Origin of the sequence: Variovorax sp. PMC12 (genome assembly GCF_003019815.1) — a bacterium.
Lineage (GTDB): Bacteria > Pseudomonadota > Gammaproteobacteria > Burkholderiales > Burkholderiaceae_C > Variovorax.
The window spans coordinates 3,606,432-3,631,781 of record NZ_CP027773.1; the positions used below are offsets into that span (position 1 = coordinate 3,606,432).

Below are 25,350 nucleotides of genomic sequence, written 5' to 3' on the forward strand. Positions count from 1 at the left end.
CTCCTTGGGACACGGTTGAAAAAGCAGGTTGCTAGGGATTCGTCGCCATCGCGATGGCGGCCGGCGGAACATCGGCGCGCACGAGCGGCGCGCCTTCGAGGAACTTCTCCGAGAAATGGCACGCCACCAGCCGCTCGTCGAGCAGACGCGGCAGCGGCCGTTCTTCGCGGCAGCGCGGCGCCACGTGCGGGCAGCGCGTGCTGAACACGCAACCGGTGGGCGGATTCAGCGGCGAAGGCAGTTCGCCCTTGAGCACGATGCGCTGGCTGCTGAGCCCCGGCGTCGAAGCCAGCAGCGCCTGCGTGTACGGATGCAGCGGCCGCGCGAAGATGCGCGACTTCGGGCCCTGCTCCACCGCATGGCCGAGGTACATCACGAGCACGTCGTGCGCGATGTGCCGCACCACGCCGAGGTCGTGCGAGATGAAGAGATACGCCAGCCCCAGCTCGGCCTGCAGGTCGGCCAGCAGGTTCAGCACCTGGGCCTGGATCGACACGTCGAGCGCCGACACCGGCTCGTCGGCCACCAGCAGGCGCGGGTTCAGCATCAGCGCGCGCGCAATGGCGATGCGCTGGCGCTGGCCGCCGGAGAACATGTGCGGATAGCGGTTGGCGTACTCGGCCCGCAGCCCCACGCGCGCCAGCATCTCGCGCGCCTTGGCTGCGCGCTCGGGCCTGCCCATGGTGGTGTTGATGGCCAGCGGGTCTTCGAGCACCGCCGAGATCTTCTTGCGCGGATTGAGCGAGCCGTACGGGTTCTGGAACACCAGCTGCACGGCCTGTCGCAGCTCGCGCTTGCGCTCGGGCGGTGGGTTCACCGCGTCGGCGCCCACCAGCGTGAGCTGGCCCGCGGTCGGCTTCTCGATCAGCGCGACCATGCGCGCGAGCGTCGACTTGCCGCAGCCCGACTCGCCGACCACCGCCAGCGTGCGTCCGCGCTCGATGCGGAACGAGATGTCGCCCACCGCGCGCAGGTGCGACGGCACGCGGAACATGCCGCGGCGGATGTCGTAGGTGCGCTGCAGATGGGTCGCCTCGACGACCACTTCGTTCGAGGTACCGGCCGATGCTTCGCTCATGGCAGCACCTCGTCGGCCGTTCGCCGCTTCGGCGGATCGCTTTCGATGGCCGCCTTGCGCCCCGGCTCGCCGAGCGGAAAGTGGCATCGCACTTCCGCGCCCTGCCATTCGCGCAGCGCCGGCCGCACATGGCAGGCGCGCTCGGTGACGTAGCCGCAGCGCGGCGCGAACAGGCAGCCCGCCGGCCGGTCGTGCACGCCCGGCACCATGCCGCTGATGGTGGCGAGCCGGCCCTCGGGCGCGACGCGTTCGGGCAAAGCCGCGAGCAGGGCCTCGGTGTAGGGATGCTGCGGCGATGCGAAGAGCCGGTCGACGCGCTGGTGCTCCATCACCTGGCCCGCGTACATCACCGCGATGCGCTGCGCCATCTCGCTCACCACGCCCATGTTGTGCGTGATGAGCACCAGTGCCATGCCGCGCTCCCTCTGCAGGTCGCGCAGCAGGTCGAGGATCTGCGCCTGGATGGTCACGTCGAGCGCGGTGGTCGGCTCGTCGGCGATCAGCAGGCGCGGGTTGCAGGCGATGGCCATCGCGATCATCACGCGCTGGTTCATGCCGCCCGAGAGCTGGTGCGGATAGCTGCCCAGGCGCGACGACGCGGCGGGAATGCCGACCTGTTCGAGCAGCTCCGTCGCGCGGCGCTTCGCATCGCGCTTGTCGAGCTTCAGGTGCAGCCGCAATGTCTCCATCAGCTGGAAGCCGATGGTGAAGCAGGGGTTGAGGCTGGTGGTCGGCTCCTGGAAGATCATGGCCACTTCCTTGCCGACCAGCGAGCGCCGCGCCTTGTCGGAAATGCCCAGCAGTTCCTTGCCGGCAAAGCGCATGTGCTCCGCGCGCACACGGCCCGGAAAGCCGACCAGGCCCATCAGCGCCATCATCGTGACGCTCTTGCCCGAGCCCGATTCGCCGACGATGCCGAGCACCTCGCCCTCCTCGAGCGTGAGGCTCACGCCATCGACCGCGTGCAGCACGCCGCCTTGCGTGGGGAACTCGACGTGCAGGTCCTTGATGTCAAGCAAAGGCATCTGTGCTTTCCTTTGCTTCAGCGCTTGAGCTTGGGGTCGAGCGCGTCTCGCAAGCCGTCGCCCAGCAGGTTGAAAGCCAGCACGGCCATCAGGATCGCCAGGCCCGGGAAGGTGACGACCCACCAGGCGCGCAGCACGAACTCGCGCGCGTCGGCCAGCATGGTTCCCCATTCGGGCGACGGTGGCTGCGCGCCGAGGCCCAGGAAGCCGAGCGCCGCCGCGTCGAGGATGGCCGTGGAGATGCCGAGCGAGGCCTGCACGATCAGCGGCGCGGCGCAGTTGGGCAGCACCTCGCGGAACATCAGGCGCAGCGTGCCTGCGCCGCTCACGCGTGCGGCGGTCACGTAGTCGCGCGAGACCTCGGCGATGACCGCCGCGCGCGTGATGCGCACATAGTGCGGCAGCACCACGATGGCCACCGCCAGCATCGCGTTGACCAGCCCCGGCCCGAGGATGGCGACGATCACGATGGCCAGCAGCAGGCTGGGCAGCGTGAGCACGATGTCCATGAGCCGCATGATCGCGATCTCGAGCACGCCACGGAAGAAGCCCGCGATGAGCCCGAGCACCACGCCCGCGACCACCGATATCGCCACCACCGCCACGCCGATCGACAGCGAAAGCCGCGCGCCATGCATGAGCCGCGAAAGAATGTCGCGCCCGATGGCATCGGTGCCAAGCAGGTAGCTCATGGAGCCGCCCTGCTGCCATGCCGGCGGCAGCAGGAAGACGGCGCTGTTGGTTTCGTTGGGCGCATGCGGCGCAATCCACGGCGCTAACAGCGCGATCAGCAGCAGGAAGACGATGGTGGCCAGCCCGATGACCGCGCCGCGGTTGGCCGAGAAGGCCGTCCAGAACTCGCGCCAGGGGCCGGGAGGTGCGGTGCTTTTCGCACCGTTGGAAATGGTTTGTGTCGAGGCCATGAGCTCAGCGCCGGATGCGCGGGTTGATGACGCCATAGGCCACGTCGACGAGCAGGTTCACCAGCATCACGATGCCGCCGAGCAGCAGCATGCCGCCCTGCAGCACCGGGTAGTCGCGCCGGCCGATGGCCTCGATGAGCCACTTGCCGACGCCCGGCCACGAGAAGATGGTCTCGGTGAGGATGGCGCCGGTGAACAGCACGCCCACCTGCAGGCCGATCACGGTCACCACCGGAATGAGCGCATTGCGCAGCGCGTGCAGCCCGACCACGCGAAAGCGCGACAGGCCCTTGGCGCGCGCGGTGCGGATGTAGTCCTCGCCCAGCACCTCGAGCATGGCCGAGCGCGTCATGCGCGCGATCACCGCGAGCGGCACGGTGCCGAGCACGACCGCCGGCAATATCAGGTGATGCAGGGCCGACCAGAACGCGCCGGTGTCGCCGGCGCGCAGCGAGTCGATCAGCAGGAACCCGGTCTCTGGCTCGATGTAGTACTGCACCGCGATGCGCCCCGACACCGGCGTCCATCCGAGCTGCACCGAGAAGAACAGGATCAGCAGCAGCCCCCACCAGAAGATCGGCATCGAGTAGCCGGTGAGCGACGTGGCCATCACGCCGTGGTCGAAGATGGAGTTGCGCCGCACCGCCGCCAGGATGCCGGCCGGCAGGCCCAGCAGCAGCGCGAAGAGAATCGCGCAGACCGCGAGTTCGACGGTGGCCGGGAAGAGCGCGAGGAACTCGCTCATCACCGTGTCCTGCGTGATGAGCGACTTGCCCAGGTCGCCGTGCAGCACGCGGGCGATGTAGATGCCGTACTGCACGATCACCGGCTTGTCGAAGCCGTAGGCGGTGCGCAGCTCGGCGTGGCGCGCGGGGTCGATGCCGCGCTCGCCGGCCATCGTCTCGATGGGGTCGCCGGGTACGAGCCGGATGAGAAAGAAGGCGAGCAGCGTCATGCCGATGAAGGTCGGCACCAGCAAGCTCACGCGGGTCAGGATGAATCGAAACATCGACCCGCGAATATGCAAGATCGATGCCGTGGCCCTACCCGGGCCGAACCCTTACTTTTTGGCGTCGCGCAACTCGCGGCGCAGGATCTTGCCGACCGGCGTCTTCGGCATGTCGGTACGAAACTCTACGATTCGCGGCTGCTTGTAACCCGTAAGGTTTGCCCGGCAGTATTCGCGCACCTGCGCTTCGGTGAGCGACGGGTCTTTCTTCACGATCACGAGCTTCACGGCCTCGCCGGTCTTCTCGTCGGGCACGCCGACCGCCGCGCATTCGAGCACGCCCGGAATCAGTGCCACCACGTCTTCCACCTCGTTCGGGTACACGTTGAAGCCCGACACCAGGATCATGTCCTTCTTGCGGTCGACCACCTTGAAGTAGCCGCGCTCGTCGACCACGCCGATGTCGCCGCTCTTGAAGTAGCCGTCGGGCGTCATGACCTTGGCGGTCTCGTCGGGACGCTGCCAGTAGCCGGCCATCACCTGCGGGCCCTTGATCGCGATTTCGCCGCGCTCGCCCATGGGCACTTCGTTGCCTTCGTCGTCGAGCAGCTTGAGCCAGGTGCTCGGCAGCGGCAGGCCGATGGTGCCGGTGTAGGCGGTGCTGTTGGTCGGGTTGCAGGTGGTCGACGGCGAGGTCTCCGAGAGGCCGTAGCCCTCGCAGATGGGGCAGCCGGTCTTCTCGAGCCAGAGCTTGGCCACCGCGGCCTGCACGGCCATGCCGCCGCCCACCGAGATCTTCAGGTTCTTCCAGTTGACGGTGTTGAAGTCGGGGTGGTTCGCCAGGCCGTTGAACAACGTGTTGACGGCCGGGAAGCTGTGGATCGTGTGCTTCGACAGTTCCTTCAGCACGGCGGGGATGTCGCGCGGATTCGGGATCAGGATCAGCTTGCCGCCCGTGCGCATGCTCAGCATCATGCCGACCGTGAAAGCGAAGATGTGATACAGCGGCAGCGCGCACACGCCCGTGGGCTGCTCGTTGGCCGGCACCTTGGCCATGGCCGGCTCGTTCCAGGCTTCGGACTGCAGCACGTTGGCGATCACGTTGCGATGCAGCAGCACCGCGCCCTTCGACACGCCGGTGGTGCCGCCGGTGTACTGCAGCACGGCCACGTCGTCCGGGCCGATGGCCGCCGGCTTGAGCGAGCCGCTCGCGCCCTTGTCGAGCGCGTCGTTGAAGCGCACCGCGCCGGGCAGGCTGAAGTGGGGCACCAGCTTCTTGACGTTGCGCACCACGTAGTTGACCAGCGCGCCCTTCAGGAAGCCGAGGCGGTCGCCCATGGAGGCCAGCACGATGTGCTTGATCGGCGTGGACGCGATGCACTGCTGCAGCGTGGTACCGAAGTTCTCCATGATGACGATGGCCTTCGCGCCCGAGTCCTTGAGCTGGTGCTCGAGTTCGCGCGGCGTGTAGAGCGGGTTCACGTTGACCAGGATCAGGCCGGCGCGCAGGATGGCCGCGACCGCGATCGGGTACTGCGGGCAGTTGGGCATCATCGCGGCGACGCGGTCGCCCTTCACCAGGCCCAGTCCCTGCAGGTAGGCCGCGAAGGCCTTGCTCTGCCTGTCGGTCTCGCCGTAGCTGATGTCCTTGCCCATGAAGCTGTAGGCCGTGCGGTCGGCGTACTTGGAAAAACTCTCTTCCATGAGCGCGACCAGCGAGGGGTAGTGCGATGCATCGATATCTGCGGGCACACCCTGCGGGTAGCTGCTGAGCCAGGGACGATCGGTCATTGGATTTGTCTCCTCCGGGGGTCGGACTGTTGAAAACGAAAACGGCGCACGAAGCGGCGCCGAGAGGAAGCGCGCCGCTCGGCGCGGCACGGACCCGGGCCTATTCGATGGCCTTGCCCATATCTTCCACTACTTTCTTGGCATCCCCAAAGACCATCATGGTCTTGTCCATGTAGAACAGTTCGTTGTCCAGTCCCGCATAGCCGGCTGCCATGGAGCGCTTGTTCACGATGACGGTCTTGGCCTTGTAGGCCTCCAGGATGGGCATGCCGTAGATCGGGCTGCCCTTGGTGTGCGCGGCGGGGTTCACCACGTCGTTGGCGCCCAGGATGATCGCCACGTCGGCCTGGCCGAACTCGCCGTTGATGTCCTCCATCTCGAACACCTGGTCGTAGGGCACCTCGGCCTCGGCCAGCAGCACGTTCATGTGGCCGGGCATGCGGCCGGCCACCGGGTGGATGGCGTACTTCACGGTGATGCCCTTGTCGGTGAGCTTCTGCGCGAGTTCCTTCACCGCATGCTGCGCGCGCGCCACCGCCAGGCCGTAGCCCGGCACGATCACCACCGTCTCGGCGTTGCCCAGCACGAAGGCCGCGTCGTCGGCGCTGCCGGTCTTCACCGGGCGCTGCTCCTTGGCCGCGCCGCCGGTGGTGGCCGCCTCGCCGCCGAAGCCGCCCAGGATCACGTTGAAGAAAGAGCGGTTCATGGCCTTGCACATGATGTAGCTCAGGATGGCGCCCGAGGAGCCCACCAGCGAGCCCGCCACGATCAGCATCGCGTTGTTCAGGCTGAAGCCGATGCCCGCGGCCGCCCAGCCCGAGTAGCTGTTGAGCATCGACACCACCACAGGCATGTCGGCCCCGCCGATCGGGATGATGATGAGCACGCCCATCACGAAGGCCAGCGCCAGCATCGCGAAGAACGCGCCCCAGCTCTCGGTGGCCACGAACAGCAGGCCCAGTGCGATGGTCAGCAGGCCCAGCACCAGGTTGAGCATGTGCTGGCCCTTGAACTGCACCGGCGCGCCCTGGAACAGGCGGAACTTGTACTTGCCCGACAGCTTGCCGAAGGCGATGACCGAGCCGCTGAAGGTGATGGCGCCGATGGCCGCGCCCAGGAACAGTTCGAGCCGGTTGCCGTACGGAATGGCGTAGCGCACGAAGCCGTCCAGCACCACGGCGCCGTCGGGCGTCTGCGCGCCGATGAGCGCGGCCACGGGCGCGGCCGTGATGCCGAAGGCCCAGGGCTCCGCCACCGCGGCCACGCCGATGAACACCGCCGCCAGGCCGATCATGCTGTGCATAAAGGCGACCAGCTCGGGCATCTTGGTCATTTCGACCTTGTTGGCCATGAAGGCGCCCAGCCCGCCGCCGACGACCACGGCCGCCAGCACCCAGCCGATGCCGGTGGCGAAGTTCACGCCGAGCGAGCGCGTCAGCCCGTGGATCAGCGCGATGGTCGTCAGCACGGCGATCGCCATGCCGGTCATGCCGAAGATGTTGCCGCGGATCGAGGTGGTGGGATGGGACAGCCCCTTCAGGGCCTGGATGAAGCAGACGCTGGCCACCAGGTACAGCAGCGTGACGAGGTTCATGCTCACTTGGCGGCTCCCTCTTCGGCCTTGGGGGCGCTCTTCTTTTCTTTCTTCTTGAACATCTCCAGCATGCGCCGCGTGACCAGGAAGCCGCCGAAGACGTTCACCGCGGCCAGCGCCACGGCCAGCACGCCCATGGTCTTGCCCAGCGGCGTGGTGGTGAGCGCGGCCGCCAGCATGGCGCCCACGATCACGATGGCCGAGATGGCGTTGGTCACGGCCATCAGCGGCGTGTGCAGCGCGGGCGTGACGGTCCACACCACGTGGTAGCCCACGTAGATGGCCAGCACGAAGATGATCAGGTTGATGACGGTATGGGATACGGGATCCATTTGCTCTTCTCCTCGCGTGTTCGCTGGCTTACTTGCGGGTGACCTGGCCGTCCTGCGTCATGCGGCAGGCGGCGACGATGTCGTCCTCGAGGTCGATCTTCAGCGCGCCCTCCTTGGTGACGATGAGCTTGAGGAAGTCGAGCACGTTGCGCGCATAGAGCGCCGATGCGTCGGCCGCCACGAGCGCCGCGAGGTTGGTCTCGCCCACGATGGTCACGCCGTGCTTGACCACTGTCTTGTCGGCTTCCGACAGCGGGCAGTTGCCGCCCACGCCATCGGCGCCCTTGCCCGCGGCGATGTCGACGATCACCGAACCCGGCTTCATGGCCTTGACCATGTCCTCGGTGATGAGCGTGGGCGCGGCGCGACCGGGGATGAGCGCGGTGCTGATGACGATGTCGGCCAGCGCCACGCGCTTGGCCACCTCGACCTGCTGGCGCGCCAGCCAGCTCGCGGGCATGGGCTTGGCGTAGCCGCCGACGCCGACGGCGGCTTCCTTTTCTTCATCGGTGTCGTAGGAGACTTCGATGAACTTGCCGCCCAGCGATTCGATCTGCTCTTTCACGCTCGGGCGCACGTCGGAGGCCTCGATGACGGCGCCCAGGCGCTTGGCCGTGGCAATGGCCTGCAGGCCGGCCACGCCGACGCCCAGGATGACGACGCGCGCGGCCTTCACGGTGCCGGCCGCCGTCATGAGCATGGGGAAGAAGCGCTGGTATTTGTCGGCCGCGATCATCACGGCCTTGTAGCCGGCGATGTTGGCCTGAGAAGAGAGCACGTCCATGCTCTGGGCGCGCGTGGTGCGCGGCGCGGCTTCCAGCGCGAAGGCGGTGACGCCGGCTGCGGCCAGGCGCTGCAGGCCGGCAGCATCGAATGGATTGAGCATGCCGATGACGACGGCGCCGGACTTGAGCAGCGCGGTCTCGTCGTCGGTGGGTGTGCGCACCTTGAGCACCATGTCGGCACCGAAGGCGCCGGCCCGGTCGGTGATCTCCGCGCCCGCGGCCTGGTACGCCGCATCGGTCACGCTGGCTGCAACGCCGGCCCCGGACTGCACGCGCACCGTGTGCCCCGAGGCCGAAAGTTTCTTCACCGTCTCGGGTGTCACGGCCACTCGGGTTTCGCCAGCCAGTATCTCGGCAGGCACGCCTATCAGCATAGAGTTCTCCTCAGAGCAAGGGGGCACACGGAATGCGGGCAGAGCTTACAGCAAGATTACAGCCCGCCGTTGTCTCGCAGATTCCCTTCCCGCTTCTTTTGGAAGGCCTGTATTTGCTGGCCTAGCAGCTATTCAATTGATAGCAAATTCGGGTATTCGATAGCCTGCATATGGCACTCGGATCGACCTGGACACCACGGCAAGCCTGCGGCAACGCCTTGAATTAACAAGTTCGCTAACAAGTCAATAGAACCGTTGATCTAATAACTAGATATCTGCATTTAAAATTAGCTAATTGTTATTAGATCGATTTATAAAAATCGGAATAGCGTGCATTAGTTGCATCCCGATTTTTCTCGCGCCAGTGCCCGGTGGATAGACTGCGCCTCCTATCGCCAGCTCATGGAGGCTGGCGAAGGGAGGAAAAAGAGGGATGGAATGCGTATTGCTGTACTCGACGATGGCCCCGACCAACGCAGGCTGATCAACCAAACCATGGTGGCGCTCGGCCATGAGTGCCATACGTTCACTGCAGGAAAGGTGCTGCTGCATTCGCTGCGCCGGCAAACCTTCGACCTGCTCATACTCGACTGGAACCTGCCCGACATGGTGGGCCCCGAAGTGGTGAAGAGCATCCGGGTCGATCTCAAGAGCCGGCTGCCCATCCTGTTCGTGACCGCCCGTCGCGACGAGGACGACATGATCGAGGGGCTCAACGCCGGCGCCGACGACTTCATGGCCAGGCCCATCAGGGCGGGCGAGCTCGAAGCCCGCGTCAATGCGCTGTTTCGCCGCTCCTACCCCGCCCGCCACGAGCCCGAGCTGGTGTTCGGTCCCTATCACTTCTATCCGCCTTCACGGGTACTGAAAGTGCATGGCAAGGAGGTCGAACTGAAGAACCGCGAGTACGAACTGGCGCTGTTCCTGTTCCAGAACATCGGGCGGCTGCTGTCGCGCGAGCACCTGCACGAAGCCGTGTGGGGGCTGGGCATCGAGGCGCTGTCGCGCTCGCTCGACACGCATGTCTCGCGGCTGCGCACCAAGCTCGACCTGCGCCCATCCAATGGCTTCCTGCTGCTGGCCATCTACGGGTTGGGATACCGCCTCGAGACGATCGACGCGGACAGCGTGCTCAAGATCGGAAGCGCACGCTCACAGGCCTGCGGGGAATCTATGCCCCGCTGAAGTCTCCAAAGGTCTTTGGCCATATCGAAGCGAGACGAATGAAACCCATGATCAGGCTCCTGCTCGCCGCCATGCTGTCCTGGAGCTGGATCGGGCCGGCCGCCGCCCAGGAGGTGGAGGCCGGCGACATGGTGCGAGGCGGCATGCAGGCGATCCAGATGATCGACCAGGGCAAGACCGGCGAACTCTGGGACGGCGCCACGGCCGCCACCCGCAAGCGCGTGACGCGCGCCGAATTCATCGACCAGGTCGCCAGCAGCCGTGCGCCACTCGGCGCGCCGCGCATGCGAACATGGGTCGCGGTCAACCGCCAGGTCGTGGCCGACTCCGACCACGACACCGACGGCCAATATGTCAGCATCGAATACGAAACCCGCTTCGCCAACCGCCCCGACGGCACGCTGCGCGAACTCGTGAGCTTTCACCTCGACCGCGACCGCATGTGGCGCTTCAGCGGCTACGTGCTGCGCTAGAACAGAGCAAGGACAAGAAAAGATGGCTGCCGCCACGCGCTGGAAACCCAATGTCACCGTGGCTGCGGTGATCGAACGCGACGGGCGCTTCCTGCTCGTCGAAGAACAGGCCGGCGACGGCCTGAGGCTCAACACGCCCGCCGGCCACCTCGACCCCGGCGAATCGCCGGCCGAGGGCTGCGTGCGCGAAACGCTCGAGGAAACCGCCCACCACTTCACGCCCACGGCGCTGGTCGGCATCTACATGGCGCGCTCCCGTCCGCTGGCCGAGCGCGGCGAAGACGTGACCTACATGCGCTTCTGCTTCACCGGCACGCTGGGCGCCTTCGAGGCGGGCCGCGCGTTGGACGACGGCATCGTGCGCACGCTCTGGATGACGCCGGACGAAATCCGCGCCAGCGTGGCGCGGCATCGCACCCCGCTGCTGCTGCAGTGCGTGGAAGACTACCTCGCCGGCAAGCGCTACCCGCTCGAACTCGTGCAGGTCGACGAATCGGTGCGCTCGGCTCCCTGAATCAGACGATGACGCCGCCGCCCAGGCAGCGTTCGCCGTCGTACAGCACGGCCGACTGGCCCGGCGTCACGGCCCATTGCGCCTCGCCGAAGCGCAGGCTGAACGCCGCCGCATTGCCGCCGTCGCCCGCACCCATCTCGCAGGCCGCGTCGGCCTGGCGGTAGCGCGCCTTCGAGCCGTAGCTCCCGGCGGCGGGCGCCTCGCCCGACACCCAGCTCGCATCGTCCGCCTTCAGTTCCGACGACAGCAGCCACGGATGGTCATGCCCCTGCACCACCCACAGCGTGTTCTTCTCGACGTCCTTGCGCGCCACGAACCAGGGCGAATGGTCGCCCGAGCCCCTCTGCGCGCCCTTCTCCTTCACGCCGCCGATGCCCAGCCCCTGCCGCTGCCCCAGCGTGTAGAAGCTCAGCCCCTGGTGCTCGCCCAGCTTGCGGCCGCGATCGTCCTTGATCGGGCCCGGCTCCTTGGAGATGTAGCGGTTGAGGAAATCGCGGAAAGGCCGCTCGCCGATGAAGCAGATGCCGGTCGAGTCTTTTTTCTTCGCATTAGGCAGGCCGATTTCCTCGGCGATGCGGCGCACCTCGGTCTTGTGCAGTTCGCCCACCGGGAACAGCGTCTTCGACAGCTGGGCCTGGTTCAGCCGGTGCAGGAAGTAGCTCTGGTCCTTCGACGGGTCGAGTCCCTTCAGCAGCTCGTGCCTGCCGGTGGCCTCGTTCAGGCGAACGCGCGCGTAGTGCCCGGTGGCGATCTTCTCGGCGCCCAGCCGCATGGCGTGGTCGAGAAACGCCTTGAACTTGATCTCGGCGTTGCACAGCACGTCGGGGTTGGGCGTGCGGCCTGCCTTGTATTCGCGCAGGAACTCGGCGAACACGCGGTCTTTGTAGTCGGCCGCAAAGTTGACGTGCTCGATCTCGATGCCCAGCACGTCTGCCACGCTGGCCGCATCCACGAAGTCGATGTTCGACGAGCAGTATTCGCTGTCGTCGTCGTCTTCCCAGTTCTTCATGAAGATGCCGACCACCTCGTGCCCCTGCTGCTTGAGCAGGTGCGCAGTCACCGCGGAGTCCACCCCGCCGCTCAGTCCCACCACGATCCGTTGCTTTGCCATAAGCCCGCCATTGTCCCAGCCTCGCGTTAGGGGCTCCCCGTGTGTGGGAAATCGGGAAAACCCGTGTCGCCGGCTTGTCAGCTGCCGCTGCGCGATGCGAAAGGCCGGCGCTAAAGTGCCGCAAAAGCACAGCGGAGACAAGACGCATGGCCACCCCCTCCCCCGCCGCCCGGTCCGGCGACGACACCCCCTGGACGCGCAACTACCCGCCCGGCATGCGCTGGGACGCCGAGCTGCCCGTCAAGCCGGTGCAGCAGATGCTCGACGAAGCCGTCGCGCGCTGGCCCGAGCATTCGGCCGTGGAGTTCATGGGCCAGGCCATCACCTACCGCCAGCTCGGCGCGGCCGTCGAGCGTGCCGCCAAGGGCCTGCAGGACCTGGGCGTGAAGCCCGGCGTGCATGTGGGGCTGTACCTGCCGAACACGCCCCACTACCCGATCGCCTTCTTCGCCGTGCTGAAGGCCGGCGGCACGGTGGTGAACTACTCGCCGCTCGACGCCGAGCGCGTGCTGGCCCACAAGATCGAGGACAGCCGCACCGACATCCTCATCACGCTCGACCTCGTCAACCTGTACCCGCAGATGGCGCGCCTGCTCGACAGCTCGCGCCTGCGCAAGCTGGTGGTCGGCAGCCTCGGCGACTACGGCGCCGCGGGCGACAAGGTGCAGGCCCAATTGCAGGGCGCCGGCCAGATCGCGCCCGTGCCGACCGACGACCGCCACCTGCGCTTCACCGACCTGCTCAAGAGCGAAGGCACGCACCAGACGCATCCGCTCGGTGACCTGGCCGAGGAAATCGTCGTGCTGCAGTACACCGGCGGCACCACCGGCCTGCCCAAGGGCGCGATGCTCACGCACGCCAACCTCACGTCGGCCTCGGCGCAGTACTACGAGTCGACCAGGGGCGATCCGCCGATCCTCGACGAGGGCAGCGAGCGCTTCCTGGTCGTGCTGCCGCTCTTCCACATCTTCGCGCTCAGCGCCGCCATGCTGCTCGGCGTGCGGCTTGGCGCCGCGCTGGTGCTGCACACCCGCTTCGACGTGGATGCGGTGATGAACGAGCTGGCCGCCAGCAGGATCAGCGTGTTTCCCGGCGTGCCGACGATGTACACCGCCATCCTCTCGCACCCCAAGGCGAAGGAGATGGACCTGCGCTCGCTCAAGTTCTGCGGCTCCGGCGGCGCGCCGCTGCCGGTGGAAGTGGAGCAGCGCTTCTTCGAACTCACCGGCTGCCACCTCAACGAAGGCTGGGGCATGACCGAGACCTCGCCCGTGGGCACCTTCACGCCCGCGCGCGGCGTTCGCAAGGCAGGCTCGTGCGGCATGCCGCTGCCGCAGGTGCGCATCAAGCTGGTGAGCCTGGACGATCCGTCGAAGGACGTCACCGCGTTCGGCGAAGCGGGCGAGCTCTGCATCAAGGGCCCGAACGTGATGAAGGGCTACTGGAACAACCCCAAGGCCACCGCCGAGTCGATGACGCCCGACGGCTACTTCCGCAGCGGCGACGTCGCGAAGATGGACGCTGACGGCTATTTCTACATCGTCGACCGCACCAAGGACATGCTGCTGTGCGGCGGCTACAACGTCTATCCGCGCGTGCTGGAAGAAGCGGTGTACGAGCACCCCGCCGTGGCCGAAGTCTGCGTGATCGGCATTCCCGACGAATACCGCGGCCAGTCGCCCAAGGCCTTCGTGAAACTGAAGGAAGGCGCGGGCGAACTGACGCTCGATGCGCTCAAGGCCTTCCTGAAAGACCGCCTCGGCAAGCACGAGATGATCGGCGCGCTGGAGATTCGCCCGGAGCTGCCCAAGACCGCCGTGGGCAAGCTCTCGAAGAAGGACCTCGTGGACGAGGAAGCCCGCAAGCGGGCCTGAGCCCCGGCGCTACTGCTTCGCCGTCTGGCCGAAGGCCGCGGCGAGCAGCTCGTAGGAGCGCAGCCGGGCAGCGTGGTCGAACACCTGCGAGGTGATCATGAGTTCGTCCGCGCCTGTGCGCGCGACGAACGCTTCCACGCCCTTCTTCACCGTCTCGACCGAGCCGACCGCGGAGCACGACAGCACCGAGTCGAGCAAGGCGTTTTCCGCGGGGCCGACCTTCTGGCGGTAGTTCTCGACCGGCGGCGGCAGGCGGCCGGGCCGCCCGCTGCGCAGGTTCACGAAGGCCTGCTGCCACGAGGTGGCGCGGAACTCGGCCTCCTCGTCGGTGTCGGCCGCGAACACGTTGAAGCCCAGCATCACGTACGGCTTGCTCAGCTGCGCCGACGGCTTGAAGGTCTCGCGGTAGATCTGGATGGCCTGCATGATCTGCTGCGGCGCGAAGTGCGAGGCAAAGGCATACGGCAGCCCCAGGTGCGCCGCCAGCTGCGCGCCGAAGGTGCTGGAGCCGAGGATCCACACCGGCACCTCGAGCCCCGCGCCGGGCACCGCGCGCACCGCCTGCTGCGGGTTCTTCGACATGAAGTCCATCAGCTCGATCACGTCCTGCGGGAACTGGTCGGAATCCGATTCGAGGTTCCGGCGCAGCGCGCGCGCGGTGCGCTGGTCGGAGCCGGGCGCGCGGCCCAGGCCCAGGTCGACGCGCCCCGGGTAGAGCGACTCGAGGGTGCCGAACTGCTCGGCGATCACCAGCGGCGAGTGGTTCGGCAGCATCACGCCGCCGGCGCCGATGCGGATGGTGGACGTGCCCGCGCCCACGTACGACAGCAACACCGCCGTGGCCGCGCTCGCGATGCCCGGCATGCCGTGGTGCTCGGCCAGCCAGTAGCGCGTATAGCCGAGCTGCTCGCCATGCTGCGCCAGCGAGAGCGAGTTGCGGAACGACTGCGCGGCGTCGCTGCCCTCGGTGATCGGGGAGAGGTCGAGGATCGATAACGGAATCATGGCTCGATCATGGCGCGAACCGCCCAACGCCGTCGCGGGAGGGGCTATTCGGTTTGGTATAGCGTGGTCACGCTCGCGAAGTCCCGGCCGTTCTGCTCCACGTTCACCTGGAACGGCACGCTCTCGCCCGGCGCGATGGCCGGCAGGTTTTCCACCAGCTTGAAACCCGTGAGCTGCCCGCCGCGGTCGCGCAGGCTCACCCACAGCCGCACCTTGCCGACGATGCCGTTGCCCGGGTTCTTCACGCTGCCCGTCACTTCCACGCTCTTGTAGGTGAAGCGCTGGGTGAAGTTCAGCAGCACGCTGCCGGTCTGGGCCTTGGTGCCCGTCACGCGCACTTCCAGCGGCTTGCGCGGGCCCGGCATGGCGGCGCGGCGCATCGGCTTCCACTCGATGCGGGTCTCGGTCAGCTTCTCCATGTCTTCCGGTTCGAGGAAGATGGGAAAGCGCTCGCCGGGATACAGGTAGGCCAGCCCGGAGATGTTGGTCGTGCCGCGCGCCTTGCTGCCGCTGAAGCGCGAGATCACGCCGCCCGGCGCCAGCACGATCGCGTCGGCGCTGCGATTCACCAGCTCGGTCAGGAACAGCCGCTGCTGGATGTTGTTGCGCCCGTCGATCAGCGGCAGCAGCTCCAGCTGCCTGGCGTCGAAGCGCTCGCTGTCGCTGGCCAGCAGGTCGTCGGTGCCCAGCCGCAGTTCGGGGTTGAAGTTCTCCGGGCCGCCGGTGGCGCGGATCACGCGGTCGGCGCTCAGCACCGGCGTGCGCGCGCCTGAAGCCCCGACGACGCTGTAGCCGATGCGGTAGTCCCAAGCCGCGACCGCAGCCGCACGGCCGAAGCGGGCGATGCTGACGTCCACCGAGGTCTGCGCGCCCGGCTGGATCTCGTTGGCCTGCCCGTAGCCGTGGCCGATGCCGATCACCTGGCCGGCGTCGTCGTACAGCGTGGCCAGCACCTCGATGCCGCCGATCTCCACGCCGTCGGTGCGCGCATTGGCGATGCGGCCCACCAGCCGCACGCGCTCTCCCTGCTGCACCAGCCGCACGCGCGAGAAGGTCATGCGCGGCCCCTCGGTGGCGCTGTAGGGCTCGGCCAGCTTCTGCACGCGCAGCTCCTGCCGCGTGATGTTCTTGCCGCTGGGCATGTCGATGAGCGCGGGCGCGCTTTCGCCGGGCTGCAGCACCGACACCGGCAGCATCTCGCTGCGCTCGTCGAGCCGCGAGTCGCCGTCGTAGTAGATGGCGCGCACGCCGGCACGCGAAAGCGGCTTGCCGGTCTCGTTGCGCGCCACCACCAGCAGCTTGGGCAGGGCCGAGCTGCCGGTGCCCACCAGCACCTGGCGCGGCTCGCCGAGCTTCAGCCCGTCGGGCGGAATGGTGCGGTCGATCGCGGCCACCGCGGCGGGGCGCGCATCGGGCGACGGCTTGCCGGAGCCGATCAACAGCCCCACGATGCGCCCCACCAGCACCACGCCGAGCACCGCGATCACGCCGATGCCGATCTTGCGCAGCATCAGTTTCTGCTTGAGCGCCTCCTCGGCCGCGAGCCGCCGGCCGGCCTCGTTCTTCACCTGGTCGAGCACGCGCTCCAGCCGGTCGGACACGTTGTCCTCGACCAGCGTGACCGAGCCGCAGTGCTCGCAGGTGTATTCGTTGAGGCCCGTGCGCTTGAGCACGCTGCTGCCGCATTCGCCGCACCTGAGCGTCTGGAGGTCGATGGTCATGAATTGCTCCCGGGTTCTTTTTCTTGATTGCCTGCCTGCGCGGCGCCGCTACCAGTCGAACGCGGCCGCCAGCCCTTCCGCCGCCGCGGCACCGCCGAGCAGCGGTGCCAGCCGTTCGACCAGCCGCGCGCGGTATAGCGGATTGACGGAATCGTCGTCCAGGAAGATGTCGTCGCCGGCTTCCTCCCAGACCTGGCCCATGGTGCCGAGGCACGCGGCCATCTCGAGGATGTCGGCAAAGATCGGTTCGTCGTCCTGCCACGCGCCCGCGCCGTGGAAGGCGAACTGTATCGCGCCGGTGCGCAGGTCGAAGATGAACGGGTCCGCGCCCTGGTCGGCCACCACCAGCCAATGATCGGGCCAGCCGGACAGGCGCTCGCCGGTGATGCCGTGCCAGCGGTAGCCGGCCTGCAGCTGCCACAGGCGCGCGAGCGGCGGGATGCTGAAGTCGTTGCCGGCGGTCGGGATCGAGAGGCCCGCGTGGCCCACGCGCTCGTTGATCCAGTCGCCCAGCGGGCCGACCTGCGCATAGAAAGCCTCGATGGCGGGCGGCAGCGCGATGTCGCCGCGCCAGTGCTCGGCCGCGGACTGCGGCGCCAGCGCGCCATGGGGAGCCAGGGCCGCTCGGGCCTGTTCGATCGATGCCACGTGTGTTGTTCTCCGTTCAGTTACTGCAGGCGGCGCGCACGGCGGCGCGCAGCGATTCCACGTCGCCCGGCGCGACCTCGCGCACGCCAGGCAGGGCCGAGAGGCCGCAGGCGGTCGAGGCCACCACCGGCACGCCGACCGCCACCGCGCGCAGGACCGCGCGCGGCGCATGCTCGATGTGCGCCGGCAGCACGACCACGCTGGCGCCCGCCAGCGCGTCGCCCTGCCAGTTCATGTGCTCGACCTGCGCAATGCCTTGCCAGAGCCGCGCGTCGCTCGACGGCGCGCCCAGCACGCGCAGGCGGCACGGCCAGCCTTGCAGCGCGGCGGCGAGTTCGCGTGCGCCCTTGCGGGCCAATGCGCTTGCCGCGAACACGACGAGGGGCGGGTCGGCGCGCCCACTGGCAACGGTCTTGGCCTGGGGCAGCACCCAGTCGAGCCGCACCAGCGCGGCCCGTGGCGCAAGCCGCTCGATCCGCGCCGCGGCCTGCGCATGCGGCGTGACCACGGCCACCGCGCGTGCAAGAGCCTGCGCCTCGGCCAGCGCCAGCGCGGGGTCGGCGCGGAAGTCGCGCAGCGTTTCATCGCCGGGCCAGCGGTGCGCGGCGGCATCGAGCCGGCGTTCGATCTCGGCCATCGGCAATGCGCCGGCCAGCACGGTGACGCGGCGTCCGTCGAGCGCGCCGATGCGCTGCAGGTGCGGCAGCAGCGATTGCTCGACCACCAGTTGCGTGTGCGCCGGCTTCAGCCGCGCTGCGAATGCCAGCGCGAGCCAGCGCTGCCCGTCGATCAGGCTCGCCTGCCGCCGCCCCGCGTGCCGCGCCCAGAGCCGCTGCCACAGCGCCCGTCGCAGGCTCACGGCCCACAGTGCTTGCGCGGCCTGCGTGCCTTGCGCGACGGCTTCGCGCTGCCAGCCGGTCGCGGGCCGGCGCCAGAACGCGAGCCGCAGCGGCACGGGCTGCATGCGCTCGGCCTGCGGATGCGCGGCGTGCAGGTAGCGCGCGAACTCCGGCGTCCAGCCGTCCACCAGCACGGCGGTGCGCCCCTGCGGTTCGACGTCGACGCGGGGGCGGTGGCGAAAGCACGCGGCCTGGTCGCAGCTCAGGCAGCCGCGAGCCAGAGGCAATGCGGCTGGCGCATCCGCTGCGTTCGCACGCCGCAGCACGAGCGGCGCAGCAGCAGCCGTGGGCGGTGAACGCGCGCGGATGCGCAACACCAGTTCGCTGTCGGTCAGCTCCACTTCGAGCCGCCATGCGTGCCTGGCGCGCAGCTTGAGATCGACGTAGTTCCAGAACACGGTCGCATCGATCGCATCGCCATCGGCGTCGCCGGCCTGCTCGATGCGCGCCGTATGCCCGTGGCGCTCGACCAGTTCGAAACCCGCGCGCGCGGCGACCGTCGCCAGCGCATTCGACAACTGGCAGAGGCCGCCGGCCAGCGTCGGCACCACGCAGCCGCCGCGCAATTCGCGCCCGACCACGAAGCCGCGCCAGGCAGCGGGCCGCCCGAGCTGCCGCCAGAAGCTCAGCAGCTCGCCCGCCGGCACCTCGACCGCGTCGAAGGCGCGCCGCGCCACGCGCAGGTTCTGCACCTTGCCGGCCACCAGCGGAAATTCATCGGCGCGGCCGTCGGACCAGAGGGGCGTGCGGTGTTGCGCAATGACGGGCGCATCGGCCAGCGCGTGACTGCCGCAGTGCCAGCGCCGGGCCGAGGGCCGCAGTGCCTCGCGCAGCGCATGGGCAGTGGCCAGCAGCCGCGAGCGCAGCCAGAAATCGATGGCGTCGATACGGCGCGGCGGCTGCCAGGCCTGCACGCTCACGCGGAGGGGCCTCGCTTGCGCCATTGGCCGAGGTCGGCTTCGATGCGCTCGTTGATGTCGCCGCTCCAGTGCGCGCCGAAGCCAGCGGCGCGCAGCAGCTCGACGATGCGGCGGCCGACGACGACGGTGTTGGCCTCGCGCTGGTCGATCTCGGGGATCATGCCGCCGCTGAACGCCAGGTGCAGGCGGCCGGTGCGCACTGCCGTGTCGAGATCCTGCGAGTGATAGAAGCAGCAGCCGCGGATGCCCGACGCCAGGCGCCCCGCGGCGCGCCATTGCTCGCGCACGTCGTCATGCCCGTCGGCCAGCGAGTTGCCGGCGCGATGCAGCGCGATGATCTTCTCGGCACGCAGCTGCGCGAACACGGCTTCGAGCCGGTCGTATTCGGTCAGCGCAGGCCAGCCTGCCTCGGCGGCGCGCTTGGCGGCGCATGCGCGCGCGGCCTCGGCCTTGATCCATGCACGGTCTTCGCCCGTGAGCTCGTCGGGGTCCAGATACTCGTCGGTGATCATCCATTCGACGTCGGCATCGGGATAGAAGCCGCACCACACGAGATCGTGGATGCGTCCGCGCGTGTCTTCGGGGTCGAGAGTAAGGGCCATGCGTGAGGGGTTGCCACCTTGGCGGCGAAGGATCGTGCTTTCGTTTTTCCTGGCAGGAGCGCTCGGTATTTTCGCCCGAGTGCACCACCATGGCGCATTAATGCGAAAGCATGACGTCTCGCGGCCCGCCCTTCCGCACCACACCATCATGCGGGATGCCCAGCGGCAAGGCAATGCGCCTTTTGGCGGAGGCGGCAGCTATGCTCCGCGCCTTCATGCAAGAGCACCAGCCCGCCATCGACCTGCCGCCCATCGACGAACTGCTCCCGGACCAATGGACTTCGGGCGCACCGCAGGCCACCGAGCGCGCACCGAAGTCGCCCGCCGATCGGCTCGGCTGGCTGATCGCGCTCGCGGTGCTGGCTTTCTTCGCGGTCTTCGGCTTCCAGGCCATGACCTGGGCACTGGCCGGCGGCTGGCAGTGGCTGTGGATGCTGGTCGGCCTGCCGGTGTTCGCGATGTTCTCGGTGCTGACCGTGGTGTTCGTCTGCACCTCGCTGCGCGAGCGGCGCCGCGTGCGCGTGGCGCTGGCGGACATCCGGCTGGAGCGCGGCGAGGGCCTGCGCATCGGCGAGCCGCTGGAGCTGCGACTGCGCGCGACGGTGCCCGCTGCCCGCCAGGGCGAACGCACGAGGGCGCCGGAGCGGCTCACGCTGCGCCTGATGAAGCGCGTCGACGCCTCGCTGCCCGACACCTGCTGCGACGAGACCGCCGTGCACTGCGAGGACGCGCAAGCGGCTCGGCTGCTCTACACGGGCACGCTGTGCGCGCGGCCGGAGGATGGCGCGGCGGCGCGGTGGTTCGTCACGGTCCACGAGACGGGCGCAGCCGGCACCGCGCCCTTCCTGGTCGCCCCGCTGCGGCTGCTGCCCGCGCGCTGAATCAGCGCTGCTGCTGCCCGGCAGCCGCGGCGATGGCCTTCAGCACCACCTCGGTCGACCGCACGCGGCCCATGCGCGGGAACACCTGCTGGTTCGCGAAATCGTGCGGCTCGGCCGCGAGCGAAGTCATCGCGTCTTCCACGAACACCAGTTCGTAGCCACGGTCGAAGGCCGCACGCGCTGTCGACTCGACGCCGAAGTTGGTCGCGATGCCGCTCATCAGCAGCGTCCTGATGCCGCGGCGGCGCAATTGCTGGTCGAGGTCGGTGCCGTAGAAGGCACCCCACTGGCGCTTGGTGATCCGCACGTCGGCGGCCTGCACTTCGAGCTCGGGCACCAGTTCGGAGAACTCGGGCAGCGGCACGGGCGATCCGGCCGGGCGGCTGATGGATGCGTCCGCCGGCAGGCTCAGCAGCGCGCTCACGTCCACCCTCACCCAGACCACGGTGCCGCCCGCCTCGCGCAGGCTGTCGGCGATGCGCTTGCCGCGCTGCACCACGTCGGCGGCGGAATGCGGCGCAAGCTGCCGGGCGACGTTGCTGTTCTGCAGATCAATGGAGATGAGTGCAGTTTGGCCGGGGTTGATGTCTAGATGTTGGATTTGCATGCAGGCCATGATACGGACGCCGTATGAGCCCGCCATGAGCATCGCCATACGCATAAAAGCTGGACCATGCAGATGCATGGTCCAGCTTTTATCGAAAGATGCCCGCCGAAGCGGGCTTGCTGCCGAAGATTACAGCGGCAGGGCGTCGCCGTGCGCTGCGGCACGGGCTGCTGCGCGAACTGCGGCGCGGTCAACGGTGCTGGCGACCACGGGGGCTACGCCCGACGAAGCGCCTTCGGCGTAGGGGTCGGCACTGTGCGCGGCGGCAACGGCGTCGGCACGGACGGCAGCGCGGCTGGTGTTCGACACGAACACCTGGGCCGGGCCGGCGTTGGCACCGGTGGCGTAGGGGTTGGCGCTGTGTGCGGCCACGACGGCCTGGCTGGCGACGTCGGCGCGGCTGGCGGCCGAGGTCAGCTGATGCACGCCTTCATAGGTTTCGGCGTGGGCGGCACCGGCGGCGGCCAGCAGGGCGATGGAGATGGCGGAGAGGAGCTTCGAGGCGGTCATTTGGATGTCCTTCAATTGGTTCGGTTCTTGTTTCTTGGTCTGGATCAGCTGAAGGGCTGGTCCATGGGAAGAATTGTGCGCCGATATCTAAGTAAAAACCCTTAGCAAACGGAACCGCGGTGTTCACACGGTGGAAACAATCACCGCTCCGAAAAGGAGAAAACGGCTTGTCGTAGAGTGCCGGGATGAGCGCGCAGCCCCCCTCTTCCATCCTTCCGCCCCAAGCTCCCTGGGACGGTCCGGACACCGTGTTCGACGCGCTGGCGGGCGCCTGGGCCCTGGCGCGAACCATCGAGGGCCAAGCCACCATGACCGGCACCGCGGTGTTCACGGAAGTCGCCCAGGACATGCTCAAGTACCGCGAGGAAGGCCGCATACGGCTGGCCGACGGCAAGGAATTCGACGGGCATCGCGAATACCTCTTCGAGCGCGCGCCGGGCGGCTTCGTGGTGCACTTTGCCGAAACCCGGCCGCGCCTGTTCCACGCCATCGGCATCGAACGCGACGGCGCGGCGCTCGCCGGCTCGGCCGTGCACCTGTGCACGCCAGACACCTACGACAGCAGCTACCGCTTCCTGCCGGACGGCTCGTTCGAGATCCGCCACGCGGTGCGCGGCCCGCGCAAGGACTACCTGTCGGCCACGGTCTTCACCCGTCGGGGCGCGCGGCCCGGCTGAAGAAGACGATCAGTCGCGGTCGAGCCGCCAGCCCGGCATGCCGCGCATCACCGTCTGCACGAGCATCGCGCAGATGCCGCACTTGATGAGGTCGCCGGGAATGAAGACCAGCATCGCCAGCGCGGCCTGCGACAGCGACATGTGGGCGATCAGCGAAAGCCCGACGATGCCGAAGGCGTAGACCACGCCGATGCCGCCGACCACCGACGACAGGAAGGCCGCCGCCAGCAGCCCCGTGCCGGTGGCGCCGGCCATGCGCCGCATCGCCAGGCGCATCAGCAGGCCGCAGGCGAAGGCACCGAACATCCAGCCGAAGAGAAAGCCGCCGGCCGGCGCCACGAACACGCTCAGCCCGCCACGGCCGCCCGGCAGCAGCGGCAGCCCGAGCGCCACGGCCAGCAGGAACAGCGCGATGGCCAGGAAGCCGCGGCGCGGGCCCAGCAGGCAGCCGGCGAGCATCACGCCCAGCGACTGCAGCGTGATCGGCACGCCGAACGGCAGGTCGATCTTCGGGATCAGGCCGAACACCGCCATCAGCGCCGCGAACAGCGCGATGTAAGACAGTGAGCGGGACGAACTGAGGGAGCCGGTGGTGGTCATGGCGGTCGATCGCAATCGAAGAAAAAAAGAAGGGGCTCAGTCAGCGGCCAAGCCGTGCGGCCAGCGCGTCGGCCACGCGCTCGGCGGTCTGCAGGGTGCGGATGGTCAGCGGCGCCAGCAGCCGCAGGCCGCCGCCGTGGCCCGCGCGGGCGCGGTAGGCGTCGTCCAGGCGCTGCCATTGCACATAGAAATTTTCGGCGAAGCGCAGCATCAGGCCAAGGCCGAGCGCGATCCGCTCGGTCGGCACACCCACGCGCTGCAGCGGATGCAGCACCGCTTCGAGCACCGCCAGCAGGTCTTCGAAACGCGTGGTCAGCGTCAGCATCAGCGCCAGCGTGGCCGCGCTCGCGAGCCGCAGCGCGCTGGCCACGCCCAGCGGAGTCGTCCCCATGGCCCAGTGGAAGCCGATGATCAGCGCCCCTGCGATCGCCACGCCGAGCAGCATGCGCACGCGGCGCCACGCAGGCGGCCCGAGCGACGCGAAGATGCCCAGCACCACGACGCAGGCCACGGCCAGCGTCAATGGCCGCTCGACCAGCACCAGCAGCGTGCCGCACACCGACAGCACCGCGAGCTTGGCCCACGCCGCGATCGCATGCATCCACGTCGGCTGTTCCGAATAAAGGCTACGCACGGCGCCCCCGCTCCAGCGCGGCGCGCTCGCGCACGTTCTCTGCATAGGCTTCGCACACCTCGCGGCCAAGCCCGTCGGCGCGCACCTTGCCCTGGTCGAGCCACAGCACGCGCTCGAAGTCGTAGACGTGTTCGAGCAGGTGCGTGGAAACGACGATCTGGTGGCCGCCGTCTTCGAGCTGCGCGGCCAGCCGCGCCTGGCTCAGCAGGTCGAGGCTGGCGAAGGGCTCGTCCAGCAGCAGCGTGGCGGGCTCGCTGATCTGCAAGGCCAGCAGGCACACCTGCTGGCGCTGCCCCTGGCTCAGTTCGCCGACCGCGCGCGCGGCCCAGGCTTCGAGCCCGCGCCGGGCGAGGAACTCGCGCGCCTGCTGCCGCGCCGCCTGGCGGGTCTCGCCGCGCGCCGTGAGGCTGAAGGCCAGTTCCTCGGCCACGGTGGGAAAGATGATCTGGTCGTCGGGGTTCTGGAACATCAGCCCGACGTGTTTCGACAGTTGCTTGCGGTCGGCCTGCGTATCGAGGCCGTGCACGGTCACGCGCCCGTGCTGCGGCTGGTCGAGCCCGCTGATCAGCCGGAACAGGCTGCTCTTGCCGGCGCCGTTGTCGCCGATCAGCCCGATGCGCGCTTCCTGCAGGCTCAGCGTGAGCCCTTCGAAGACATGCTGGTTGCCGCGCACCAGCGTCACCGCGTCGAGGCGGATGCTGTGCGGGGACATGGGTTCTGGCGGGGTCGGCTGCGGCAAGGGGCGCCCACTGTACTCGAACCTACCCGAACCCGCCCCGGCGGCAGGCAGGCGGCTCAGGGCGTGGCGGGAAAGAGCCCGTTGATCTCGCCCACCGACAGCATGCCCTCGCCCATCGCGTCGAACCGGCCCTGTGCGAAGGCTTCGCCGGCGATGCGCCCCACGAGCCCCAGCGCCGATTGCAGCGGGCCGCAGCCCAGGCTGATGCGCCGCGCGCCGGCACGCGCAAGTTCGCCGGCCGGCGCGGCGCCTGCATAGCCGGCATACACGTTCAGGGGCAGTCGCACGGCATCGGCCAGTTCAGCGATCTCCTCGGGGCTGGACATGCCGGGCACGAAGATGCCGTCGGCGCCCGCCGCCGCGTAGAGCCGCGCGCGGCGCAGCGCCTCGCCGAAGCGCGCCGCCGGGTCGTCCCAGGGCACGAAGTAGGCGTCGGTGCGCGCGTTGATGAAGAAGCGCGCGTCGAGCTTGCGGATGGCGGCGATGCGCTCGCACAGCACCTCCGGCGGCGCCAGCTCGCGCGTGCCCGGCCGCGCGCCGTCCTCGATGTTGATGCCGGCCGCGCCCATGTCGACCAGCGCGCCGGCCACGTCGCGCACCGCTTGCGTGCTGTCGCCGAAGCCGCGTTCGATGTCCACGCTGACCGGCACGCCGGCCACGCGGCAGATGCGCGCGCAGGCCGCGACCAGCTCGCCGGCGGGCATGCGCTCGCCGTCCGCATACCCGAGCGACCAGGCCATGCCGGCGCTGGTGGTGCCGATGGCTGCCGCGCCCGCGCGCTCGACGATGCGGGCGCTGACGGCATCCCAGGCGTTGACGAGAACCAGCGGGGCGGGGCCCTCGTGCAGGCGATGAAAGGCATCCGTCTTGTGTTGTCGTTGCGCGTCGCTGGCTCGCAT

At 68.5% G+C, this 25,350-nt stretch carries 26 protein-coding genes; 6 read left to right on the forward strand and 20 right to left on the reverse strand.

The annotated features are described in order from the left end of the window. Positions 1 to 31: 31 nt before the first annotated feature. The 8 genes from C4F17_RS16670 to C4F17_RS16705 all read right to left on the reverse strand — a co-directional run bounded on the left by C4F17_RS16670 (position 32) and on the right by C4F17_RS16705 (position 8,851). The gene (locus C4F17_RS16670) at positions 32 to 1,078 is read right to left on the reverse strand and encodes a dipeptide ABC transporter ATP-binding protein (protein WP_106935983.1); all 1,047 of its coding nucleotides are present in this window, start codon (positions 1,076 to 1,078) and stop codon (positions 32 to 34) included. Next, entirely contained in the window at positions 1,075 to 2,103 is a 1,029-nt protein-coding gene (locus C4F17_RS16675) for an ABC transporter ATP-binding protein (protein WP_106935984.1), read from the reverse strand. Before C4F17_RS16675 ends, C4F17_RS16670 begins: the two co-directional genes overlap by 4 nt. 17 nt (positions 2,104 to 2,120) lie before the next feature. Further along, entirely contained in the window at positions 2,121 to 3,026 is a 906-nt protein-coding gene (locus C4F17_RS16680; protein WP_106935985.1) for an ABC transporter permease subunit, read from the reverse strand. 4 nt (positions 3,027 to 3,030) lie between these two features. Continuing rightward, the gene (locus tag C4F17_RS16685) at positions 3,031 to 4,035 is read right to left on the reverse strand and encodes an ABC transporter permease subunit (protein ID WP_081270760.1); all 1,005 of its coding nucleotides are present in this window, start codon (positions 4,033 to 4,035) and stop codon (positions 3,031 to 3,033) included. A 51-nt stretch (positions 4,036 to 4,086) separates the two neighbouring features. After that, positions 4,087 to 5,766 (reverse strand): long-chain-fatty-acid--CoA ligase, encoded by a 1,680-nt coding sequence (locus tag C4F17_RS16690; RefSeq protein WP_081270759.1) that lies wholly within the window; start codon positions 5,764 to 5,766, stop codon positions 4,087 to 4,089. Between the two features lie 100 nt (positions 5,767 to 5,866). Beyond that, positions 5,867 to 7,366: an NAD(P)(+) transhydrogenase (Re/Si-specific) subunit beta gene (locus tag C4F17_RS16695; RefSeq protein ID WP_081270758.1), complete on the reverse strand. Its 1,500-nt coding sequence runs from the start codon at positions 7,364 to 7,366 to the stop codon at positions 5,867 to 5,869. Then, positions 7,363 to 7,692 (reverse strand): NAD(P) transhydrogenase subunit alpha, encoded by a 330-nt coding sequence (locus tag C4F17_RS16700; RefSeq protein ID WP_081270757.1) that lies wholly within the window; start codon positions 7,690 to 7,692, stop codon positions 7,363 to 7,365. Before C4F17_RS16700 ends, C4F17_RS16695 begins: the two co-directional genes overlap by 4 nt. 28 nt (positions 7,693 to 7,720) lie before the next feature. Further along, entirely contained in the window at positions 7,721 to 8,851 is a 1,131-nt protein-coding gene (locus C4F17_RS16705; protein WP_106935986.1) for a Re/Si-specific NAD(P)(+) transhydrogenase subunit alpha, read from the reverse strand. A 438-nt stretch (positions 8,852 to 9,289) separates the two neighbouring features. Between C4F17_RS16705 and C4F17_RS16710 the strand changes: the two genes are divergently transcribed. The 3 genes from C4F17_RS16710 to C4F17_RS16720 are packed head-to-tail and all read left to right on the forward strand — an operon-like array spanning position 9,290 to position 11,023. Further along, complete coding sequence (locus tag C4F17_RS16710; protein ID WP_106935987.1) at positions 9,290 to 10,036, forward strand: response regulator transcription factor; 747 nt, start codon at positions 9,290 to 9,292, stop codon at positions 10,034 to 10,036. Between the two features lie 47 nt (positions 10,037 to 10,083). Next, a complete protein-coding gene (locus tag C4F17_RS16715) occupies positions 10,084 to 10,509 on the forward strand; it encodes a DUF4019 domain-containing protein (protein ID WP_234382133.1) in 426 nt (141 codons plus the stop codon). Between the two features lie 22 nt (positions 10,510 to 10,531). Further along, positions 10,532 to 11,023, forward strand: coding sequence for an NUDIX hydrolase (locus tag C4F17_RS16720; protein WP_106935989.1), 492 nt, complete (start codon positions 10,532 to 10,534; stop codon positions 11,021 to 11,023). 1 nt (position 11,024) lies between these two features. Here C4F17_RS16720 and mnmA read toward each other — a convergent pair whose 3' ends face one another. Continuing rightward, complete coding sequence (gene mnmA / locus C4F17_RS16725) at positions 11,025 to 12,134, reverse strand: tRNA 2-thiouridine(34) synthase MnmA (protein WP_106935990.1); 1,110 nt, start codon at positions 12,132 to 12,134, stop codon at positions 11,025 to 11,027. 146 nt (positions 12,135 to 12,280) lie between these two features. On the opposite strand from mnmA, the gene C4F17_RS16730 reads away from it, so the two are divergent. Further along, positions 12,281 to 14,008: a long-chain-fatty-acid--CoA ligase gene (locus C4F17_RS16730; protein ID WP_106935991.1), complete on the forward strand. Its 1,728-nt coding sequence runs from the start codon at positions 12,281 to 12,283 to the stop codon at positions 14,006 to 14,008. 9 nt (positions 14,009 to 14,017) lie between these two features. On the opposite strand, the gene C4F17_RS16735 is transcribed toward C4F17_RS16730, so the two are convergent. From C4F17_RS16735 to C4F17_RS16755, 5 genes are read right to left on the reverse strand one after another with little or no spacing between them, the layout of a single operon-like run. Then, on the reverse strand, positions 14,018 to 15,013 hold the full coding sequence (locus tag C4F17_RS16735; protein ID WP_106935992.1) for an LLM class flavin-dependent oxidoreductase: 996 nt from the start codon (positions 15,011 to 15,013) through the stop codon (positions 14,018 to 14,020). Positions 15,014 to 15,057: 44 nt separating this feature from the next. Then, positions 15,058 to 16,734 carry an FxLYD domain-containing protein gene (locus C4F17_RS16740; protein ID WP_106935993.1) on the reverse strand — a complete coding sequence of 559 codons (1,677 nt, stop codon included), beginning with the start codon at positions 16,732 to 16,734 and terminating at the stop codon, positions 15,058 to 15,060. A 48-nt stretch (positions 16,735 to 16,782) separates the two neighbouring features. Next, positions 16,783 to 17,382, reverse strand: a complete 600-nt coding sequence (locus tag C4F17_RS16745) for a hypothetical protein (RefSeq protein WP_106935994.1) — start codon at positions 17,380 to 17,382, stop codon at positions 16,783 to 16,785. A 16-nt stretch (positions 17,383 to 17,398) separates the two neighbouring features. Continuing rightward, entirely contained in the window at positions 17,399 to 19,201 is a 1,803-nt protein-coding gene (locus C4F17_RS16750; protein WP_234382136.1) for a VanW family protein, read from the reverse strand. Then, positions 19,198 to 19,803: a DUF6891 domain-containing protein gene (locus tag C4F17_RS16755; protein ID WP_106935996.1), complete on the reverse strand. Its 606-nt coding sequence runs from the start codon at positions 19,801 to 19,803 to the stop codon at positions 19,198 to 19,200. Before C4F17_RS16755 ends, C4F17_RS16750 begins: the two co-directional genes overlap by 4 nt. 200 nt (positions 19,804 to 20,003) lie before the next feature. Here C4F17_RS16755 and C4F17_RS16760 point away from each other — a divergent pair, with 200 nt between their 5' ends. Then, positions 20,004 to 20,684 carry a DUF4407 domain-containing protein gene (locus C4F17_RS16760; protein ID WP_234382138.1) on the forward strand — a complete coding sequence of 227 codons (681 nt, stop codon included), beginning with the start codon at positions 20,004 to 20,006 and terminating at the stop codon, positions 20,682 to 20,684. Position 20,685: 1 nt separating this feature from the next. Here C4F17_RS16760 and C4F17_RS16765 read toward each other — a convergent pair whose 3' ends face one another. Both C4F17_RS16765 and C4F17_RS16770 read right to left on the reverse strand, forming a co-directional pair. Next, a complete protein-coding gene (locus tag C4F17_RS16765) occupies positions 20,686 to 21,291 on the reverse strand; it encodes an isochorismatase family protein (protein ID WP_106937593.1) in 606 nt (201 codons plus the stop codon). Between the two features lie 129 nt (positions 21,292 to 21,420). Beyond that, positions 21,421 to 21,801 carry a helicase SNF2 gene (locus tag C4F17_RS16770; protein WP_081270745.1) on the reverse strand — a complete coding sequence of 127 codons (381 nt, stop codon included), beginning with the start codon at positions 21,799 to 21,801 and terminating at the stop codon, positions 21,421 to 21,423. Positions 21,802 to 21,986: 185 nt separating this feature from the next. Here C4F17_RS16770 and C4F17_RS16775 point away from each other — a divergent pair, with 185 nt between their 5' ends. Beyond that, on the forward strand, positions 21,987 to 22,478 hold the full coding sequence (locus C4F17_RS16775) for a DUF6314 family protein (RefSeq protein ID WP_106935997.1): 492 nt from the start codon (positions 21,987 to 21,989) through the stop codon (positions 22,476 to 22,478). A 9-nt stretch (positions 22,479 to 22,487) separates the two neighbouring features. On the opposite strand, the gene C4F17_RS16780 is transcribed toward C4F17_RS16775, so the two are convergent. The 4 genes from C4F17_RS16780 to C4F17_RS16795 all read right to left on the reverse strand — a co-directional run bounded on the left by C4F17_RS16780 (position 22,488) and on the right by C4F17_RS16795 (position 25,350). Next, positions 22,488 to 23,078, reverse strand: coding sequence for a biotin transporter BioY (locus C4F17_RS16780; RefSeq protein WP_106935998.1), 591 nt, complete (start codon positions 23,076 to 23,078; stop codon positions 22,488 to 22,490). A 40-nt stretch (positions 23,079 to 23,118) separates the two neighbouring features. Continuing rightward, entirely contained in the window at positions 23,119 to 23,712 is a 594-nt protein-coding gene (locus tag C4F17_RS16785) for an energy-coupling factor transporter transmembrane component T family protein (RefSeq protein ID WP_106937594.1), read from the reverse strand. Next, positions 23,705 to 24,424 (reverse strand): energy-coupling factor ABC transporter ATP-binding protein, encoded by a 720-nt coding sequence (locus C4F17_RS16790; protein WP_106935999.1) that lies wholly within the window; start codon positions 24,422 to 24,424, stop codon positions 23,705 to 23,707. Before C4F17_RS16790 ends, C4F17_RS16785 begins: the two co-directional genes overlap by 8 nt. 83 nt (positions 24,425 to 24,507) lie before the next feature. Beyond that, positions 24,508 to 25,350 (reverse strand): isocitrate lyase/PEP mutase family protein, encoded by an 843-nt coding sequence (locus tag C4F17_RS16795; RefSeq protein ID WP_234382141.1) that lies wholly within the window; start codon positions 25,348 to 25,350, stop codon positions 24,508 to 24,510.

Excerpts from the sequence above, each read along its gene's own strand:
- C4F17_RS16670 (WP_106935983.1), bottom strand. The coding sequence starts at position 1,078 with ATGAGCGAAGCATCGGCCGGTACCTCGAACGAAGTGGTCGTCGAGGCG.
- C4F17_RS16675 (WP_106935984.1), bottom strand. The coding sequence starts at position 2,103 with ATGCCTTTGCTTGACATCAAGGACCTGCACGTCGAGTTCCCCACGCAA.
- C4F17_RS16680 (WP_106935985.1), bottom strand. The coding sequence starts at position 3,026 with ATGGCCTCGACACAAACCATTTCCAACGGTGCGAAAAGCACCGCACCT.
- C4F17_RS16685 (WP_081270760.1), bottom strand. The coding sequence starts at position 4,035 with ATGTTTCGATTCATCCTGACCCGCGTGAGCTTGCTGGTGCCGACCTTC.
- C4F17_RS16690 (WP_081270759.1), bottom strand. The coding sequence starts at position 5,766 with ATGACCGATCGTCCCTGGCTCAGCAGCTACCCGCAGGGTGTGCCCGCA.
- C4F17_RS16700 (WP_081270757.1), bottom strand. The coding sequence starts at position 7,692 with ATGGATCCCGTATCCCATACCGTCATCAACCTGATCATCTTCGTGCTG.
- C4F17_RS16705 (WP_106935986.1), bottom strand. The coding sequence starts at position 8,851 with ATGCTGATAGGCGTGCCTGCCGAGATACTGGCTGGCGAAACCCGAGTG.
- C4F17_RS16710 (WP_106935987.1), top strand. The coding sequence starts at position 9,290 with ATGCGTATTGCTGTACTCGACGATGGCCCCGACCAACGCAGGCTGATC.
- C4F17_RS16715 (WP_234382133.1), top strand. The coding sequence starts at position 10,084 with ATGATCAGGCTCCTGCTCGCCGCCATGCTGTCCTGGAGCTGGATCGGG.
- C4F17_RS16720 (WP_106935989.1), top strand. The coding sequence starts at position 10,532 with ATGGCTGCCGCCACGCGCTGGAAACCCAATGTCACCGTGGCTGCGGTG.
- mnmA (WP_106935990.1), bottom strand. The coding sequence starts at position 12,134 with ATGGCAAAGCAACGGATCGTGGTGGGACTGAGCGGCGGGGTGGACTCC.
- C4F17_RS16730 (WP_106935991.1), top strand. The coding sequence starts at position 12,281 with ATGGCCACCCCCTCCCCCGCCGCCCGGTCCGGCGACGACACCCCCTGG.
- C4F17_RS16735 (WP_106935992.1), bottom strand. The coding sequence starts at position 15,013 with ATGATTCCGTTATCGATCCTCGACCTCTCCCCGATCACCGAGGGCAGC.
- C4F17_RS16740 (WP_106935993.1), bottom strand. The coding sequence starts at position 16,734 with ATGACCATCGACCTCCAGACGCTCAGGTGCGGCGAATGCGGCAGCAGC.
- C4F17_RS16755 (WP_106935996.1), bottom strand. The coding sequence starts at position 19,803 with ATGGCCCTTACTCTCGACCCCGAAGACACGCGCGGACGCATCCACGAT.
- C4F17_RS16760 (WP_234382138.1), top strand. The coding sequence starts at position 20,004 with ATGCTCCGCGCCTTCATGCAAGAGCACCAGCCCGCCATCGACCTGCCG.
- C4F17_RS16765 (WP_106937593.1), bottom strand. The coding sequence starts at position 21,291 with ATGCAAATCCAACATCTAGACATCAACCCCGGCCAAACTGCACTCATC.
- C4F17_RS16770 (WP_081270745.1), bottom strand. The coding sequence starts at position 21,801 with ATGACCGCCTCGAAGCTCCTCTCCGCCATCTCCATCGCCCTGCTGGCC.
- C4F17_RS16775 (WP_106935997.1), top strand. The coding sequence starts at position 21,987 with ATGAGCGCGCAGCCCCCCTCTTCCATCCTTCCGCCCCAAGCTCCCTGG.
- C4F17_RS16780 (WP_106935998.1), bottom strand. The coding sequence starts at position 23,078 with ATGACCACCACCGGCTCCCTCAGTTCGTCCCGCTCACTGTCTTACATC.
- C4F17_RS16790 (WP_106935999.1), bottom strand. The coding sequence starts at position 24,424 with ATGTCCCCGCACAGCATCCGCCTCGACGCGGTGACGCTGGTGCGCGGC.
- C4F17_RS16795 (WP_234382141.1), bottom strand. The coding sequence starts at position 25,350 with ATGCGAGCCAGCGACGCGCAACGACAACACAAGACGGATGCCTTTCAT.